The 18,046-nt window shown below is 60.9% G+C and carries 16 protein-coding genes; 9 read left to right on the top strand and 7 right to left on the bottom strand.

Going from position 1 to position 18,046, the window contains the following annotated elements; translation table 11 throughout:
- Window position 1 precedes the first annotated feature (1 nt).
- The 8 genes from gpJ to D3877_RS23305 all read left to right on the top strand — a co-directional run bounded on the left by gpJ (window position 2) and on the right by D3877_RS23305 (window position 12,532).
- Entirely contained in the window at window positions 2-3,988 is a 3,987-nt protein-coding gene (gene gpJ / locus D3877_RS23340) for a TipJ family phage tail tip protein (protein WP_119833213.1), read from the top strand.
- Window positions 3,985-6,075: a hypothetical protein gene (locus D3877_RS23335; RefSeq protein WP_119833212.1), complete on the top strand. Its 2,091-nt coding sequence runs from the start codon at window positions 3,985-3,987 to the stop codon at window positions 6,073-6,075. The genes gpJ and D3877_RS23335 overlap by 4 nt, the downstream gene beginning before the upstream one ends.
- Entirely contained in the window at window positions 6,075-7,271 is a 1,197-nt protein-coding gene (locus tag D3877_RS23330; protein WP_119833211.1) for a hypothetical protein, read from the top strand. The genes D3877_RS23335 and D3877_RS23330 overlap by 1 nt, the downstream gene beginning before the upstream one ends.
- Before the next feature lie 91 nt (window positions 7,272-7,362).
- Window positions 7,363-7,818, top strand: coding sequence for a hypothetical protein (locus D3877_RS23325; protein ID WP_119833210.1), 456 nt, complete (start codon window positions 7,363-7,365; stop codon window positions 7,816-7,818).
- Complete coding sequence (locus tag D3877_RS23320) at window positions 7,815-8,411, top strand: lysozyme family protein (protein ID WP_119833209.1); 597 nt, start codon at window positions 7,815-7,817, stop codon at window positions 8,409-8,411. The genes D3877_RS23325 and D3877_RS23320 overlap by 4 nt, the downstream gene beginning before the upstream one ends.
- The gene (locus tag D3877_RS23315) at window positions 8,411-8,965 is read left to right on the top strand and encodes a hypothetical protein (protein ID WP_119833208.1); all 555 of its coding nucleotides are present in this window, start codon (window positions 8,411-8,413) and stop codon (window positions 8,963-8,965) included. Before D3877_RS23320 ends, D3877_RS23315 begins: the two co-directional genes overlap by 1 nt.
- Before the next feature lie 571 nt (window positions 8,966-9,536).
- Window positions 9,537-10,358 (top strand): DUF5131 family protein, encoded by an 822-nt coding sequence (locus tag D3877_RS23310; protein WP_119833207.1) that lies wholly within the window; start codon window positions 9,537-9,539, stop codon window positions 10,356-10,358.
- A 791-nt stretch (window positions 10,359-11,149) separates the two neighbouring features.
- Entirely contained in the window at window positions 11,150-12,532 is a 1,383-nt protein-coding gene (locus tag D3877_RS23305) for a three-Cys-motif partner protein TcmP (RefSeq protein WP_119833206.1), read from the top strand.
- Between the two features lie 194 nt (window positions 12,533-12,726).
- On the opposite strand, the gene D3877_RS29975 is transcribed toward D3877_RS23305, so the two are convergent.
- Window positions 12,727-13,701: a glycosyltransferase family 9 protein gene (locus D3877_RS29975; protein WP_158599977.1), complete on the bottom strand. Its 975-nt coding sequence runs from the start codon at window positions 13,699-13,701 to the stop codon at window positions 12,727-12,729.
- Between the two features lie 42 nt (window positions 13,702-13,743).
- On the opposite strand from D3877_RS29975, the gene D3877_RS29970 reads away from it, so the two are divergent.
- On the top strand, window positions 13,744-14,022 hold the full coding sequence (locus tag D3877_RS29970) for a hypothetical protein (protein ID WP_158599976.1): 279 nt from the start codon (window positions 13,744-13,746) through the stop codon (window positions 14,020-14,022).
- 435 nt (window positions 14,023-14,457) lie between these two features.
- Here the strand turns inward: D3877_RS29970 and D3877_RS31070 are convergent, their stop codons facing one another.
- Genes D3877_RS31070 through D3877_RS23265 form a run of 6 tightly spaced genes read right to left on the bottom strand, consistent with a single transcriptional unit; the run spans window position 14,458 to window position 18,036 of the window.
- The gene (locus D3877_RS31070; RefSeq protein WP_420796913.1) at window positions 14,458-14,979 is read right to left on the bottom strand and encodes a DUF2312 domain-containing protein; all 522 of its coding nucleotides are present in this window, start codon (window positions 14,977-14,979) and stop codon (window positions 14,458-14,460) included.
- Window positions 14,979-16,262: an ATP-dependent DNA ligase gene (locus tag D3877_RS23285; RefSeq protein ID WP_119833204.1), complete on the bottom strand. Its 1,284-nt coding sequence runs from the start codon at window positions 16,260-16,262 to the stop codon at window positions 14,979-14,981. Before D3877_RS23285 ends, D3877_RS31070 begins: the two co-directional genes overlap by 1 nt.
- Window positions 16,263-16,267: 5 nt before the next feature.
- Window positions 16,268-16,717 carry a nucleoside 2-deoxyribosyltransferase gene (locus D3877_RS23280; protein WP_119833203.1) on the bottom strand — a complete coding sequence of 150 codons (450 nt, stop codon included), beginning with the start codon at window positions 16,715-16,717 and terminating at the stop codon, window positions 16,268-16,270.
- On the bottom strand, window positions 16,717-17,217 hold the full coding sequence (locus D3877_RS23275; protein ID WP_119833202.1) for a nucleoside triphosphate pyrophosphohydrolase family protein: 501 nt from the start codon (window positions 17,215-17,217) through the stop codon (window positions 16,717-16,719). The genes D3877_RS23280 and D3877_RS23275 overlap by 1 nt, the downstream gene beginning before the upstream one ends.
- The gene (locus D3877_RS23270; RefSeq protein WP_119833201.1) at window positions 17,214-17,420 is read right to left on the bottom strand and encodes a hypothetical protein; all 207 of its coding nucleotides are present in this window, start codon (window positions 17,418-17,420) and stop codon (window positions 17,214-17,216) included. Before D3877_RS23270 ends, D3877_RS23275 begins: the two co-directional genes overlap by 4 nt.
- Window position 17,421: 1 nt before the next feature.
- Window positions 17,422-18,036, bottom strand: a complete 615-nt coding sequence (locus D3877_RS23265; RefSeq protein WP_119833200.1) for a deoxynucleotide monophosphate kinase family protein — start codon at window positions 18,034-18,036, stop codon at window positions 17,422-17,424.
- Between the last annotated feature and the right edge of the window lie 10 nt (window positions 18,037-18,046).

The following is an 18,046-nucleotide window of genomic DNA, read 5'->3' as shown; positions in this document are numbered from 1 at the left end:
CATGGACTATGAGGTGCATGGCAAGGTTGGGGCAAAGAAGGCCGCGCCGGACAATCTCCGCTCCGAAGACCAGATGGAATGTGTCCTCGGTCTTTGCGAGGGCGAGATCGAGGGGTTCTACAGCGCCACGGACGGTTACGACGGCCTCGACAGCTTGATGCTGAACGACACCTCGTTCCGCAATCTCGACGGCAGCTTGAACTTCGATGACAGCACCGTCCACCTCTACAACGGGACGGCGGATCAGGGACCGATCCAGCCGATCCTCGGCGGGTTGGCCCGCAGCCGTTCGGTCGGGGTCAGTCTGGCCTACGCGGTGCCCGTCACCCGCACCTCCATGGGCGGAACCGACATCAATTTCCTGGATGTCCGGCTGGTCATCAACGCCCTCTACGACAACGACAGCTATTGGGAGGGCAGCCTTTCCTGCTCGTTCAAGATCGAGTGGAAGCTGACGGCGCTGACCCGGTGGACATCCAAGACCGTCACCGTCACCGGCAAGACGACCTCCAGCTCGTTCGTTCGCGAAGTCCGCGTCCCCGTCTCCCCCGATGAGACGACGAACAACCGCTACGACATCCGGGTGACGCTCCTCACCCAGTCGTCGGGGAACTTCGTGGCCCAGGCCACCTGGGAAAGCTTTCAGGAGGTCCAGCGCTATCCCGAGCGGGGCTTCGAGAACACCGCAGTCCTGCATTTCTGGTGCAAGGCGACCAATCAGATCTCGGCGCTGCCCGAAATCAGCGGCATCTACAAATGCATGCGGGTCCGGGTCCCGTCGAACTTCAACCCGACGACCCGCACCTACATCGGCATCTGGGACGGGTCCTTCGTGACGGCCTGGACCGACGACCCGGCGTGGTGCCTCTACGACTTGGTGATGAACGACCGCTATGGCCTGAACGCCTATGGTCCCATCACCCTGAACAAATGGGACGCCTATCGGGCCTCGAAATTCTGCAACAGGTTCGTCCCGGCGAAGATGCTGAGTGACGCGGGCCTGCCGGTGGACATCCCGGCGGCGGCCCTCACCCAGGACGCCACCCGTTTCGACTTCTACAGCGTCATCCCGATCAACGCGACGGGGGTGAACCGCTGGCATGACTGGCTGATCTCGGACCCGATGCAGAGCTATCTTGTCCAGTTCAGCGAGGATGGGACCAACGTCTCCTATTTCGCGGGCGCGGAGAAATCGGTCGGCTATCGGGTGAATCTTCCCACCGATGGAACCTACACGTTCCGATTCTGGGCCGACGACACCGTCTATGTCTCCGTCGATGGCGTGCAGATCGGCATGACCTCGCTGCCCATCACCAACACCACGGGCGGGCAAACCGACGTGGCCGTTCCGATGACGGCGGGCGCGCACGTCGTCAAATTCCTGGTGGTGAACCAGAGTTTCGCGGCCGATCCCTCCACCAACCCCTACGCCCTGTCCGCTGCGATCTATCAGCCGGACGGAAACCTCCTGTGGAACAGCCGGATGACCGAGACCTTGGTCACGGAGCCGCTGTGTCCCGAGGGCTGGACCTACAAGAATGACCGGTGCGAGAAGACCAACCCCGAGGACAAGGTTTGGGAGCCGCGCTTCACCTTCAACGGTGTCCTGAGCGACGCGCGGCTGTCGATGGAACAGGTCCGCTACATGGCGGGGGCGTTCCATGGCGTCCTCTATGACGACCTGGATGGCAGCATCCGTCTGTGCGTGCCGGATGCCCAGCCGCCGACCGCGATCTTCAACCAGGAGAATGTCGAGAACGGGGTCTTCGAGTACAGCCTGACCGACCTGACCACCCGCTACAACGACTGGACCATCTCCTTCGTCAACCCGGACCTTCTGTGGACCGAAGACCGCCTGCGCATCTTCGACCCGGATCACATCGCCAAGTATGGCCGGCTGCCCACCGACTTCATCGCCATCGCCTGTATCTATGAGAGCGAGGCGATCCGCCGGGGCTACTACCGCTACCAGATCGCCACCGGCCAGACGAAGATGGTGACATTCACCACCAACCGTCAGAGCTGCTGGGTCCGCCCCTACGACCGCATCCGCATCGCCGACCGGCACGCGGACGGCAAGCAGTCCGGGCGCGTGAAGCTGGTGCATGACGACCTGAAGACCATCGACCTGCACGAGCCGGTCAGCGTGACCGCCGCGACCGGGTTCGACTTCAACGCCGTTGCCCCTTTCGACTATCAGGCCCTCGACAGCGCCGGGCCTATCGCCGACGAGATGAACGCCATCGGTGTTCGCATGAGCGAGGATGGCTCTACCGGCGTGTTCTATTACGACGCCGAGAAGTCGGTCGGCTACACCGTCACCCTGCCGGCGACGGGGACCTACATCATCCGTCTCTGGGCGGACGACAGCATCACGGCCTATCTGGACGATGCGCAGATCGGCCAGACCAACCTGAGCATCACGACGGCCAACGGGATCGGCTACACCGACGTGGCGTTCGAGGCCACGGCGGGGTCTCACACTCTGAAGCTCGTGGTCGCGAACGGGAACCTGACCAGCAGCCCCTCGACCAACCCCTACAGCTTCGCCGCCAAGATCCTCACCGCAGCCGCCACCGAGCTGTGGAACACCCGGATGACCGAAACCGTGGTCGCCGAGATCGGATCATACTTCATCCCGCAGGTTCCAGGCGGCGGGTCCAAGGCGTTCGCGATTGCCAGCACGGGCGCCGACCTGACCACCATCATCTTGCGGACCCCATTGGAAGGCGATTACCCGGAGCTGTACTTCCCGTTCAACATCATCTCCGAGAAACCCGCGAAGGAGAAGATGTGGCGCGTCCTCGACATCCAGGAATCCGAAGGCTCGCCCGACAAGGTGGTGATCGAGGCCGTCATCGACTGGTGCTTCGATGATTATGAGGAGAACCGGGAGGGGGTTGCCGACTACACGCCCGGCCCGATCCTGGACGGGGTGTTCAAGCCAGGCACGACCCCGACCACGGAAGATGTCCCGCCGGGGATGAGCTGCCCGGATTTCTCCATCGACTGGAGCGATGACGGCCGGCAGATCCTCATCTCACCCAATGGGTTGAACGACACCTACACGCGCTACAACGGCGAGTACAAGGTCTTCTCCCGGTTGCAGGGGACGACCGACGCCTGGACCCAGCGGTCCACCTCGGCCAACGCGATCCTCAACCACCCGGCTGGCGCCTGCGAGTTCAAGGTTCTTCCCTACAACATCTATGGCGTGGCGGCGGATTTCAGCAGCGCCCCGACCTGTCTCTACGCGGTCCCGCAATGCCCGCCCACCGAGGTTCTGGGCACGCCGCAGGATGTCAACGTGGCCGTCTCCTGGGACGGCAACGGTGGCCGCTATGGCTACATGATCGACTGGACGGCCGGCGGCGTTTACGTCGCCAGTTATCAGGTCGTGTGCCGCGACATCGAGACCGGCGCGGTCTACCACACGGCGGACATTGAGACGCCGTACTTCCGCTACACCGCCGCGATGCAAATCCAGGACGGCGCCCCTTCGGACGCCCGAGGCTTCACCTTTGAGATCCGCTTTCGGGATGAGTGCGGAAACCTGGGCGACCCGGCCACCGTCACCGGAACCAACCGACCGGACGCGACCGACGAGAGCTACGACAGCACCCAGACCATCAACTACAACTGCGCCACCCTGAAGAACCCGATCCTCCAAGGATACAGCGAGCACATCCTCGACCTCGGCAGCAAGTCCGGCTTGGTGGAGCTGAACATCAAGGAAAGCAACAACTTCATCATCAACTTGGTGGGGGATGTGGAGATCGCGGTGCTGGGCGGATGTGGCGACGGCAAGCCCGTGACCATCATCTTCACCCGGCCCGAGGGCGAGCATCAGGCGAGCTACGCCAACCCCGTCCGGTGGCGGAACGCCAAGCTGCCGCCGATCACCAGCGATCTGGCGATGCACCTGCTGTTCGACATGGGCGGGAGCGTCGGCTGGCTGGGCGCCGAGGGTGGGGCGAGGTTCGGATGACCATCAACTTCTGGGCCTTCTGGCTCCAGGACGACGACATCCTCGTGGACCGTATGGTCGGCGTCGGCCGCCTGGACATCGACGGCAGCGCCGTCACCGTCACCAACTTTGAGGTCGTCACCCCGGTCGAGGAGATCAACTTCCCCATCGACAAGGTGCGGATGGCCTCCTACACGCGCAGCACGATGCCCATGGTCGCGCTGGGCAACGGCGACACGCTCTACATCTTCGAGAGCGGAAAGCCGTTCAAGGAGGAGGAGGCCCTTTACGTCGCCGGGATCACGGCGAAAGCCTTCGACATCTCGTCCATGGATTATTGCCGGGCGGTCAGCGGTTACAGCTTCTACGGCGTCATGACCGTCTTCGCCCAGCCCGATCAATCGGTGAAGGTGGCGACCTGGAGGACTGTCTATTCCGGCGGCTACCTGTCGGGCGCCAAGAAGCAGTTGCAGGAAAAGCTGCTGCCCGCCAACCACTCGGCATCCGCCGTGTCGCTCGGCAATTTTGGGGCGGATGTCTACGGCGTTTCGTCCAACCTGACGATCCCCGATCTCTACAACCACGAGACCCACACCGCCGCGTCCTATGAGGTGTATGTCCAGCCGGAGCCTCAGAAAGAGGTGCTGGAACCCGCCTGGAATCTCGTCCGCCGGCCGGTCGGCTACTTCAAATACATTTGGGCCTGCGCGACCTACAAGCGTGAGACCTACCGCCCCGCGACCTGGATCAAGCAGGTCTGGTACGACGCCCTCTACAAGGAACAGAGCTGGGTCGCTCCGACCGCCTACGCCGAGACCCTGACCGGGACCTACAGCATCTACTTCGTCAAGGCGACGACCGATGTCTCGGTGGCGACGGCCTACGGCGCCTCCATCTACATCGACCCGTACTCGGCGGACAAAACCTGCACCACCTACATGTTCCGGCGCGAACTGGTCAGCGTCACGAAATACAGCACCAATTATTGGAAGCTCACCTACCGCCAATACACGGTCAACACCTGCGCCAAGGACGGGTACTGGACGAACACGGGGACGACGGGGCGTTTCGCCACCCAACCGGCCGAGACCGCCACCACCCGGTGGGTGCTGTCCTCGCTCGGCTACTGGTCCACCACGACCGAGACAATGGTGACGGACACCCAACCGGCGGACGGGGCCGGATACAAATGGATCCTATCCCTGGCCTCGGGCTGGGATTACGTCGAGACCATCACGTCCTGCGCCACGCCGGTCAGCACATCGGCGGTGCGCTACACCCTGAGCGCCGCCGGGAAATGGGTGTATTCCGGGGTGGTCTACGCCGACGCCGCGCCCGCCAGCACCAGCGCGATCAAGTATGTCGCCACCACGGCGGCGGTGTGGCTGGTGGACACCGGGGGCTATGACGCATCCTGGACGCGGCAATTGGTCCAGGACGCGCACTGGGCGGTCGAGACCACCATGAACACGGCGCGGGCGCTCGCCACCAGGGTCAACACCCCGCCCGCCGGGTGGCGGTTGCCGAAGACCTCGGTCGAGCTTCAGACCCTGCCGTCGCGCGAGATCGTCCCCCCCTTCTGGTCGCGGTGGGAGGGCGCGACCCTCACCGCCCAGCCGGACGGAACGGAGGGGACCGACTGGCGGCGGACCTTGCGCCTCCAGGGCTTCACCATGCCGGTCTACGCGCTGGTCAACGCGGGCGCCATGATGATGTCCATCGACCAGGGCAGCTATGTGATCCGCTACGATGAGAGCAAGGGCACGCTGAAGACCGACGAACTCATGAAGCCCATCGCTCTGGCCGCCACCTTCCTCAACAACGGCGCCGATCTGGTGGACACCGCGCTGGCCGATGGCGGCTGGTCCCCGGTCCTTGCCGCCGATGATTACGTCTTCGACTTCGACGGTGGGTTCTATCCAATCGGCGAGACGATCTACAGCCATGAGCTGGACGGGGAGGACTACGAGGGTTTGGCCGACGCCGAGATCAATGGCGGGTTCTATCCGGTCGCCGAGAACGACCTGTACGGCGCCGAGCAAGACGGCAACCTCTACCCGCAGACGATCAGCGCCTATGAGTATGAACCCGATGGGGAGCGGTATTGATGAGCCTCAGCCATTTTCATTCCAGCTCCTTCGATCCGACCACCACGGCGGATGAGGTCACGGGCCTGCTGCCGGCCCAGGTCGCCCAGCGGGTGTCCGAGGCCGCCGTCTATCAGGTCCGGGAGACGGTGCCGAAGGTCCGGGTTCAGACGATCAGCGACACGACCCCGGAGTTGGCGAAGTCCCTCATCAACCTGACGAGGATCTACATCGGGCCGGACGCGGCGGCTGCCGCCAACAAGACCCTCCACGCCTACATCACGTCGATCAACGACCAGTACGCCAGCCAGGGCAAGCATGTGATCTGGAGCAGCGGCTGGAGTTTCCAGGACCTGAGCAAGGGCGGCGTTCCGCGCGGCTACTTCACCGGCAGCTATCGGGTGGCGTCGGGAACCTACGCCCTGGGTTGGCGCGACCTCAAGGACGGGGAGGATTTGAACCGTTACGCCCGCGTCTACACGGTCAACGGCACGAAGACCCAGGACCGTTGGCCGGTCGAGGGGGAGACCCTGACCGGCAAGACCCTCGTCACCATTCGTTCGGCCACCACCCGCTACGTCTATCCGGGGGAGAACACCCAGGGGCGGACGACGACCAACTACACCTACAAGGCGGCCCAGTCCGGTTTCGTGCCGAAGGAACTCCCGCTCACCTTCCAGAACACCCACTGGATGACGGCCAAATTGTCGAGCGATCAAAACTACATGGCGGATCGCGTTGCCTACGATCACCTCAACATGACGCTCCAGTTCGTGACCAGCGGCGGGTGCTGGCTCAACGGGACCGGGGCGGTCTTCGGCATCGCCGGGGAACTGGCGGACGGACGGATCGCCCTGGCCCTGACCAAGCTGTCGGCGGACGGGCGCGCTTTCAACGTGACCCTGGACCCGATGGTCCTGGAGGGCGTGCCGTCCGGTCGGGTGTTGCGCATGGTCCCGATCTCCACCAACCGGAGCGCCATCCTGGTGGATTTGTACGCCACCGAGGGCTTCCAGTACGCCGTCTTCTTCTTCAAGAACCTGCACGCCGGAAACCCGGTCCTGCTGAAATCGACCATCCTCGACCTGACCCCCGGCCCGGAGGCCGACCTGACGGCCGCCGACCTGTGTTCGCTCGGTGGATCGGCGGTCTGGGTCGTGTTGCGGGACCGGATCACGGGCTTCGCCAAGACATACAGCCTGACCTCGCCCGCATAGCGGTTAGAGATCCAGCCCAAACACAGCTACGGATTCCCTTCTTCTCCCACGGTGCTTTTATGTCCCAGTGCCGTGGGCGGGGGATGAAGCCGTGGATGATGTTCTGCAAAATCTTATCGGCCTCGCCGCCGATACGGCGGCCCCGTGGTGGGTGAAAGCCGCGCTCGGCGGCGCCGGGGTTGCCGGTTGTCTCTATCTGCGCAGCCGCAAGCAGCGGACGGAGGAGGATGTGACCCTCACCGCCGTCCACAGCAAGGCTTACGCCGCCCTGAAACGGCAGATCACCGACCAAGCCACCACGATTTCCCAGCTCCAGAAAGAGATTCAGGACCTGTACGCCGAACTCCGGCGGCAGCAGGAGGCCGAAATGTCAGCCCGGAAGGAGCTGGGCACGATCCAGGTCGAGCTGCACATGACCCGTCAAGCCATGGAGGAATGGGCCACCGTCTGGGAGCAGGTTCAAACCCAGGTGAAGGCCAACGCTTGCGCGGAATGCGTGCTCTCCCACATTCACCCGCCGTTCATTCCGCAGGGGGTTTCGCCATGAACGTCTGCCAGGAAGCGCTGGACCTCATCATCCTTTTCGAGGTCACGAGCCAAGCCGTCTACGAGAAGAAATACGCCCGCCCAACTTGGCCGGGGGGCGACAGCGGCGTCACCATCGGGATCGGGTTCGACCTCGGCTACGAGACCGGCGAGGGGCTGGATCGTGACTGGCCGATGCTGCCCAAGGACATCCGCAGCCGGTTGAAGACCGTGACCGGGCTGACGGGCGCCAAGGCCCAGGCCGCGCTGCCGACCTTGCGGGACATCGCCATTCCGTGGGCCGCTGCGGGCGAGAGCTTCCGCACTGCCACGTTGCCGCGCTACGTGGACCAGACGGTCGGCGCCTTCCCCGGCTGCGAGACGTTGCCGGCGCTGTGCTTCGGCACCCTGGTCAGCCTCGTCTACAACCGGGGCGCCTCCGTCAAGGGGGACCGCCGGGTCGAGATGGCCGCGATCCGCGACCTGATCCGGGCTGGCACGTTGACCGAGGTGCCCGACCAGTTCCGCAAGATGAAGCGCCTGTGGCCCACCGTCGAGGGTCTGCGCGACCGACGTGAGAAAGAAGCCTGCCTCTGGGAAGGGGGACTCCGCTGATGGCGAATATCTTCGACGACATCTGGACCGGCGTGACCAGCCTGATATCCACCGTGGCCCCGACCATCGCCACCGCTCTCGGCGGCCCGCTCGCCGGCACGGCGGTCAGCGCCATCACGGGCGCGCTCGGCCTCGACGCCACGACCCCGGCCAAGGAGATCGTGGCCGCCGTCCAGAAGGCGGACCCGGAGACCCTGCTGAAGCTGAAGCAGGCCGAGCAGGACTTCCAGGCCACGCTTGCCAAGCTCGACGTGGACCTGGAACGGATCGCCGCCGACGACCGCGCCTCGGCGCGCGACCGCGAGAAGGCGGTCGGCAGCACGGCGATCAACATCCTGGCCGGCATCGTGATCGTCGGCTTCTTCGCCACGGTCGGCTACGTCCTGTCGGGCCGGGTCGGTCTGACCGGGGAGCAGGGCGTGCTGGTCGGCACGGTGGTGGGCTATGTGTCGGCGAAGGCCGATCAGGTGGTCAGCTACTTCTTCGGCTCCTCGCATGGCTCCGAGAGGAAGACCGCCGCGATGTCGGCGGCCATGACGAAGGCGCGGGGATGATTGTGCCTGCGCAGGCCCACGAAGCCCTGGCCCAGGTTGAGCGCCTGCGGGGTTGAATCAGATAGAACTATTCCCATTATCGAGCAGGAGTTCGCCATAAAATCTTGGGATTTGAAATAAAACAACCGTCATTCCCATAATCATAGAGTTAATATACTAAAAGTATAGAATAATATTCTGAACAAATTAACAAAAACCCTGATTTTCCATATATATTATAAAAAATTTACTCAAGAAGGCGCGAGATATATGCCTGATTTACGCTGCGCTTCACCGTTTTGATGCTGTTCAGCCGTATTGAGTTTCAGCAGAGTGGTGGTCAAAAGAAGTCCAACGCCAGCCTTCACAAGGTGAAAACCCCCACTGAGTCTGCTGGTAATCGCATGCTTGTTCTCTTATTGTTCTATAGCGTAATTTATGCTATTCAGCAAAAAACGTGATGTGCCGAGCCAAATGCGGGTACGATCCCGACGCGAAAGAACCGCTTCATGCCCACTCACGGTATGGAGCATTTTTATTCACAAGGCCGCTCGGCGGATTAAGATGAGGGCCAGCGAGGCAGGAGCGGCGTTTGGCAAAGAACTCGAAGATTGAGTGGACGACTCATACGTTTAACCCCTGGTGGGGTTGCGTAAAAATGTCACCGGCATGTAAATTTTGCTATGCGGAGAGTTGGGCTAAAAGACTGGGGGAGCCGGTTTGGGGTCTTCATGCGGATCGACGCTTTTTTGGCGAGCGACATTGGGCCGAGCCGCTTCAGTGGAACAGAACAGCGTTAGCAACGGGCCAGCGTGCCCGTGTGTTCTGCGCCTCTATGGCAGATGTATTTGAGGACCGTGTCGATCTCGACCCGGAGCGTGAACGGTTGTGGCAGCTAATTACTGAGACTCCCGCGTTGGATTGGCTCCTTTTAACGAAGCGTCCTGATCGTGTACGGTCCTGTACACCCTGGCGTGACGAGTTTCCAAAGAATGTTTGGCTTGGAACAACAACCGAAAATCAGGAGTGGGCTGACCGGCGATTGCCTGCGCTCGCTGATATTCCTGCTGCCGTGCGTTTCATTTCGGCTGAACCGTTGCTTGGTCCACTTAGCCTGAAAGGTTGGACCGACTCGATTGATTGGGTTATCACAGGTGGAGAAAGTGGACCCAAGGCACGTCCGTCAAGCCCTTCTTGGTTTCGATCATTGCTCAATGAGTGTATGACGGCTGATATCCCTTTTCACTTCAAACAATGGGGTGATTGGGCGCCTGGTCAGGGGATCAATTTGGCTAAAGCGCGAAGCGCAGCAGCCGATGACGGAACAACGATGCTGCGAATCGGAAAGAAAGCTGCTGGTCGTATACTTGATGGCATGACATGGGATGGTCTTCCACGGATTATCACTGCTTGATAGAGGATTAGGAATTGTGAGTGCGCGCATCAAGTATAGCACTGGAAATGGGAATACGATTCCTTACCCACCGCTCTTTGATGAAATTCGGCGAAATTATGGATTCATCGATACACGAGGGCATCCCGACCGCGTCGCGGAGATACCGGAGGCACAGGAAAGCCGAGCGCTGGCCGCCTTACTCACTAAACTTGCCATACCGAATGCGCGCCTAGTCTCACTCGGATGTGATCTTGGGCAGCATGATGTACCCAGGGCACGCATTGAGGCACGCCGAATAGCAGGCGGATATGTTCAAATTGTTGCCGGGAACGCTGAAGATTATGAATTAAAATTTCTCCAATCTGTAGCAAAAGAAATAGAGTATGGCCTAAAGGTAGCGGCTAATGCTGATAGGTAGGAAGTAAACCTCCAACTTGCACCGGTCTTTCTTGCGATTGAGGAAGTCGAAGTCCAATCTATCTGGCTCTGGTTCTTTGCGGAGGCATCAACAATTGACCGGGCGATAGCCTCACGTGAGCGTCTCATTAAGGCAATAGAGCAGATCATCGCAATCTAAGGGACGTAGTGGCAAAGTCTATTATGTTCAAATTCTAAACATATGATTGCTTGGCTGATAGGGCAGATGCGCAATTCATCAAAGAGAAACGACCGCTGACGACGCAGTTCGGAAAGACACAGCCTCCAACAAAAGGCAGTTCAGTTTTCAATCGATTGCACTAGGCAACAGCTCACGTTTCAAGTCATGGTGGAACTTCACTTGAGGCTTCGTTCCATCTGAAAGATCTGCCATGGCGAGGAAGAAGGTCGATAGCGATCAGCTTGGCTTGACCATACCTGGGTTGTATGAGCTTGCCAAACCCAAGTTAGCGCTGGGTAAGCCTGAAAAACTGGGGTATCATTGGGGACCCGGAATGGCGCTGCCCGAACTTGGGGAGCATAGCGCCGCTAAACACGACATCTATAGCACGTATGTTGATCGGTACGTTGCAACTCTTACAAAACGGCATGTCCAATCTCAGCTTAGAATGACCATCGTTGATGGGTTCTGTGGCGGTGGCTTGTATTCGATGGGTGAGAAGGTCATCGATGGTTCCCCGCTGCGGCTTCTAACCGCTATTGACCAAGCTCGTGAACTCCTCATCGCGCGACGAAGTGACTTTGTCCTTGATGTTGATTTTGTTTTTATCGATGAAAACAGAAACCATGTTGCATTTCTGACAGATCAACTCGTCAAGCGGGGATACAGCTCCTTAATTGGAACGAAAATTCGGTTAATACAGTCAACTTTTGAAGAGGCCATACCGGACGTTATATCAACTATTAAGAAAAAAGGGAGGGCGCATCACTCTTTATTTTTTCTAGATCAGTATGGATGGAGTGATGTAAAACTTCTAACGGTTCGGAAAATCATGGGAGAGCTGGCTAATCCTGAGGTTATACTGACATTTATGGTGGACTCTCTAATTAATTTGCTTCATGACAGGACATCTAGTCTTAGCGCGCTCGCTGCAATCGACTATAAACGCGAAGACGTTCGCGCACTTCTAGATATTAAGAACGAATACGGTCAAAAGGGTTGGAAGAGAGCAATCCAGAACACAGTGTATCGTCATATACTTAGCTGTACTGGCGCGGCATATTACACGCCTTTTTTTGTTCATCCGCCGGAGTCTCATCGGGATTATTGGCTAATTCATCTTTCAAAGCACCATCAGGCCCGTGAAGAGATGGGAAACGTCTTCTGGGCAACAAACAATACGATGGAGCACTTTGGCGGCTCAGGATTCGACGCTCTTGGCTTCGACCCCAACGTGGACGTTCGGCAGGGCATGATGGATTACCTTTTCAACGATGATGCTGCCGCTCGATCAAAGAAACATCTATTGGAGCAGATTCCACCCCTTCTTCAAGCTGGGTGGAAAGATGGGGTCGCCGTCACCAAGCGCTCGCTGTTCGCGGCCCGCGCTAATGATACACCGGTGGTTGGTAAGTTGGTTGATAGCCAACTCACAGAATTGCGGGATGCGGGAGAGGTAGTTATTGTCGGTAAAAAACACGATAAATCTGGAAATGTCATTGGCGAGATAGTGCGTGAACGTGCTTATGACTTTGGATGGGATGATGAGATTCGGCGCCCTAGACAACCATCTCTTTTCTCATTTCTTCTATAGACATAATATAATTTATATCATCAATTGTATATTTATAACTTATGTTTCTGACAAATGGTGATATTTCATGTGGTGAGTACGAAAATTCTGCACATAGATGTTGGGAGCCTGTCTTAACGAGACAGGCACAGCCCAATCTTCGGGTAATGGCTATTATTACAGTGACGACTATGCGGCAGATTTTCCTCTATATATTACTCTGCTTCAGAGCGGCACAAGACGGTGTCGCCCGCTCCTTCAGCCACCAGCGTCAATTCTCGCTTTACCCGCTCCACCACCGGCCCCCAGTCGCCCGGCCGTTCCTGGCGGAAGAGGCGCAGCGTCGGATACCAAGGGCTGTCGTCGCGGTCCAACAGCCAACGCCAGCAGCCGTCAAAGCGGGACAGCGCCCACACCGGCTTGCCCAGGGCGCCCGCCAGATGGATGACCGAGGTGTCCACCCCGATCACGAGGTCGAGCTGTTCGATGATGGCGGCGGTGTCCGCGTAATCCCGCACCCCGTCCATCGGGTCGATGAGGGCAAGGCCCCCCGGAGCGCTCTCCACCTGCTTGGACGCAGGCCCCTTTTGCAGGCTGACCCAGGTCACATCGGGAATCTGGGCCAGCGGGGCGAACTGGCTCAAGGCCATGCTGCGCCGCGAATCCATCTTGCGGGCCGCCGCGCAGCCCAGCTTGGGGTCGCCCGCCCACACCAGACCAACTTTCAGCGTCCCGGAGGTCGGAACGACCGAGGCCCACGACCGCCGGGCGTCGGCGGGGGTGAACAGATAGGGCGTGGTCGCCGGGACGCTGTCCAGGGTGACGCCCAGACGGGCCATCAAGGACATCAGGGACACCCAGCAATCATAGCCGGAGCGGTCGGGAAACTCCGTCACCACCTCGTCCACCCCCGCCGCGCTGGCGATGATCCGGGCGAGCGGCGCGCGGCATTGGACCACCACCCTCGCGCAGAGCGGTCGGACCAGCGCGGCAAGACGGATGAATTGGAGGGTGTCGCCGAAGCCCTGTTCCTCGCAAATCAGCAGCGTCTGGCCGGTGAGATCCTGCCCGGTCCATTCCGGCTTGTCCGACGTGGGGCGCCTGAATCCGAGGTCCTGAGCCTGCCACCGCCACTCGTACTCGTTCCAACCCTCATCCCACTGCCCACTGGCGAGAAGTCCTGCGGCCAAATTGATATGGGCGTAGGCGTAGTTTGGGAAAATCGAGATGGCGTGGCGATGAACAGCAATGGCTGCATCAATGCTCCCGCTTTCTTTGAGAAGAAGCCCTATATTCGTTATTGGTTCTGGCCTGTCTGGGGCCAGCGCGGCCGAGCGGCCATTGGCGATCAAGGCGCCGTCTGTTTCGTATTGATCCTGAAGCAAACTCCCAAGACCAAAGTAAGCTTCAAAAGCCGAAGGGCTAAGGGCAATCGCCGCTTTGCATGCTCTGATTGCCTCATCATGCAGGCCCAGCTCATTCAAACAGATGGATATTTTGATGTAAGTTGAGAGAAGACTGCCCTTATCCGAGAGGCACCGTCTGTAGACGCGCACGGCGTCCTCATGCCGATGCTGACATTGATACGAGTCCCCCAAGCTGCGAAGCGCATTAAAATTCAGAGGTTGCAGGTCAACGACATTCTCAAGAAAATCAGCGCCTTCCTTGTATTGTCCACGGCTGCACAGCGAAACACCCAATAAATGGTTTGCTCCAACGTTTACTGAATTGTCTTTTAGCAACAATTTGCAGAGACGTTCAGCTTCCATGAGGCACCCTGCCTCAAAGAGAGAGACGGCTTCTCTCAGGTTTGGTTTTACAGCCGCCTCTGCCATGCCTACCTCTGGGTGTTGTGGATCGCTGAGGTTATACGTTTCAAAGAGAAAACCCTGGCGCAGTTTCCGCACCAGGGCTTACGGATCACGCGGGCAAGGGCCGGGGTTCGCTCAGTCCGTCATCCCCATGGCGGTTTTGTAGAGCTTCAGCTTGGCCTCCTTCTCCTGTCGGTCAGCCTTGTCCATCTTCCGCAGCCGCAAGCAGATGCGGATGATTTTGCTGTCGAATCCCACCCCTTTGGCCTCGGTGAACAGGTCCTTGATGTCCTCCTGGAGGCCGCGCTTCTCCTCCTCCAGCCGCTCGATGCGATCCACGAAGGCTTTCAGCCGGTCGGCGGCCAAACTTCCGGCGGTCGAGTTGTGGCCGATCATCCCCAGCGCGTCGTCATCCTCCATGCCCAGGGCCGTCTTGTAGAGTCCCAGCAGGGCTTCCTGCTCCTGCTGGTCGGCTTTGTCCATCCGCCGCAAGCGGAGAAGCTGGCGGATGATCTCGGCCTCGAAGCCGGTCGCCTTCGCCTCGGCGAACACCTCCTTGATGTCCTCGGCGAGGCCCTTCTTCTCCGCGTCCAGGGCCTCGATCCGGCTGACGACGCTCCTCAACCGGTCAGCCGCGATGCCGCCCACATCCGTCATCACGCGACCCCCTTGTCCTTGTCGTCGCGGAAACGCACGAAGCGCGGGTGGCGAAGGCTGCCGTCCGGCGTCACCTCGTGATACTCGACCTCGATCAGGCGACCGATGAAGCCGCCCAGCGGCTCGTCCCGCAGCGCGTCGGAGAAGCCGCCGCCGACCCGGACCTCGACCCCGTTGCGGTCCACGATCACGCCGCCGAGTTTGCCGGCGTATTTGGTGCCCGGTTCGCCCTCATAGGCGCCCATGACGCGGAGGTCTTCGGTCTCCTCGGCCTTCACCTTCAGCCAATGGTGCGACCGCTTGTTCTCATAGCCGCCGGTCAGCGTCTTGACGATGACGCCCTCCATCGGCTTGTCGCAGGACAGGCCGAGGAACTGGCCCACGGTCATGGCCCGGACCTCCTCGTAATAGGCCATGACTTCGGCGACCGAGTGCAGCAGGCGCTGCGGCATCACCCGGAGGGCCAGGGCGCCATCGACCGGCTCGCCCAGGACATCCTCCAGGGTGGAGCGGCGGGTGAGATACGGGCGCAGGCTGCCGGAGGTGAACTCCTCCTGCGTCAGCAGATCGAAGACGAACATGGAGGCGGCGTCCACCGGGGTGGATTTGCGGCGGGTCCGGCCCACGCTGTCGTTGAACGCGCCGGTCGCCACCTCGCCGTCGAACACGACCTTGGCGTAGGGGCAGGACAGCGCCAGGAACGCCTCGGCCAGCGGCTTGAGGGCCGGCATCGGAAGGCCGTTGCGGCTGCGGGCCTCGGCCTCGCCGTTCTCATAATCCACCCAGACCTGGAGTCGCAGGCCGTCCAGCTTCGGTTCGCCCGCGACCGGCCAGCCCTTGATGCGCTTGGCCTCGAAAGGGTGGGCCGCCATCGGCTCATATTCGGGCACCAGCCGTTTCACCACCTTGTTCAAGGTGGTGGCGGTGAAGCCGGCCCGAAGATCCTTGTTCAGGATGCGGACCAGGAGCTGCCCGGCGCCGGTCGGGAGTTGGTGCAGCATCTCCTCGACGCAGCGTTCCGCCGTCTTGCCGGTGTACTCGCGACGGGCGAGGCGATCCAGGTAGGAGAAGATTTGCGTGGTGTCCGGCTCGCCCCAGGTGGATTGCCCCTGGCGCTCCAGCGACGGGACGATGCCGAAGGTGATGAACGGATCGTAGGCGTAGATGCAGACCGCGCGGAAGATCGGGTCCTTCAGGGCCACGGCCAGGAGCGTCTGCTTTTCGGTGCGCGAGCTGGTGGCGGCGACCGTCTCCAGCGTCTCGAAGGCATCGTTCAAGGTCATCGGGGTCAGTCCTTGTGGAGGGCGGCCAGGATGCCGATGGCATCGTTCAGGTCGGCGACGACCCAGCCGGAGAGTTCGCGGATGAAGGCGTGGTGGTGCGGGTTGGCGTCGGGCAGGACCGTGACGACCGGGATGCGGGCGGCGTCCGCCCAGCCGAACTCCACACAGGTCCCGATGCTGACCGCCGGGGCGTCGGTGAAGTTGACCAGCATCGCCGTGGCGCGGTTCAGCACGTAATGCCGGTCTTTCGCGACAATGGCCTTCGGACTGGTCATCATCCCGTTGCCCGAGCAGGACAGCGCGCCCTGGTGGGCGATCAGTTCAGCCTCGACCGGGTTGATGGTGGCGATGCCGCGTTCGCCGAGGCGGAAGGCGGCCTCAATCCGCCACCGGTTGCACGCCTCGAAGGTCAGGCCCTTCATCGGGCCGGCGAGGTAGACGGCGGGGGCGCCCATCACGCACCCGCCTTGGCGCCGTGACGGGCTTCCAGCTTGATGATGTTCTGGTCGGCAACCCCCTGGAGGGACGATCCAACCGAGACGACCTGGGTGTTCAGGCACGACAATGCGCCGCCCAGATGCAGGCGAACCTTGGTCGGGCAGACGGCGCGGTCGCGGTAGAACAGCGCCTTCTTCAGCACGTCCGACAGCCTGGAGACGTGCAAGGCGTATTCTGCCAGCACCTCCTCCATGACCGGGCGTTCACGCGGGATGACGATGTGGGTGTCGAGGTTGTCGCCGAGAGCGTCGGCGATCAGGTTCATGTACCAAAGCTGGTCGCCCGCCTCGTCCAGGAAGCGGTCCTGGTCGAACTCGGGGGCGAAGGACACCTCCAGCAACTCGCCCAGTTCCGAGGCGAGGCCGATGATGCCGTGCTGGAGTCGGACATCCACGACGCTGCGGATTTCGGACCACTCGAAACGCAGCGCGGAAGCGCGATAGTCGGTCAGGTTCATTGGGATTGTTCCTTGGCGGCGCGGACGGCGCGGGCCTTCTTCCCCTGTTGGGTTTTGAAGGCGGCCGGGCGGCGGAATTTGTGGCGGCAACACGCCGTGCGGATGTTCGAGGGGGAACGGTCGAAGACCTTCGCGATGTCCTCGACCGGGGCGCCCGCCTCCCACATCATCTTCAGCGTGGCGAGGTTGTACCGGGCGCCCATGTCAGTCCCGGATCGCGGGCGGGATGTAGTCGCAGTCACACCCCGGCTGGACGCAGCGGCAAATCCCCAGGCCCATCATGATGGCGTCCATCTGGTGCTTCAGGAGATGGATGCCGTTGGGGTCGTTGAAGACGTTGGTGACTTCGTGGTCGGCGTTGACCGTGTTGACCACGGCCTCGCTGGCATGGCCGCTGTCCGGGGTCTCGAACGGGCTGTCGATTGCCACCACCCGGACCAGTTTGCCGCCCAGGGCCTGGACGGCGGCGCCCTCGTCCGGGAAGCGGCAATCCGAGGCGACCACCCGCTGGTGTTTGCGGGCCTGCTGGAGGAAAGCTTCGATCCAGACGCCATCGAAGTTGTTGCGGAACGCCTCGGTGCCGACCACCTGCATGATCTTGCGCGGGGTGAGGTGCGGGTAGCGGTCGAGGATTGTTTCCTTCAGCGCCCGGTCGGACATCTCGGCGTCGGTCAGCCCGAAGACCGTCTTGCAAACCTGCCGGAGCGGGTCGGCGAATCCGATCTTGACGAAGCCATATTGGGAGACGAGATGGTTGGCGGCGGTGTCCTTGCCGGCCCCGGCCTTGCCGTTCAGGCCGATGATGAGCGGGGTGTTCATGGGACCTCTC

The sequence above is a fragment of the Azospirillum cavernae genome (assembly GCF_003590795.1).
In the GTDB taxonomy this organism is placed as follows: Bacteria; Pseudomonadota; Alphaproteobacteria; order Azospirillales; family Azospirillaceae; genus Azospirillum; species Azospirillum cavernae.
This window is presented reverse-complemented; position numbering and strand designations above follow the sequence as displayed.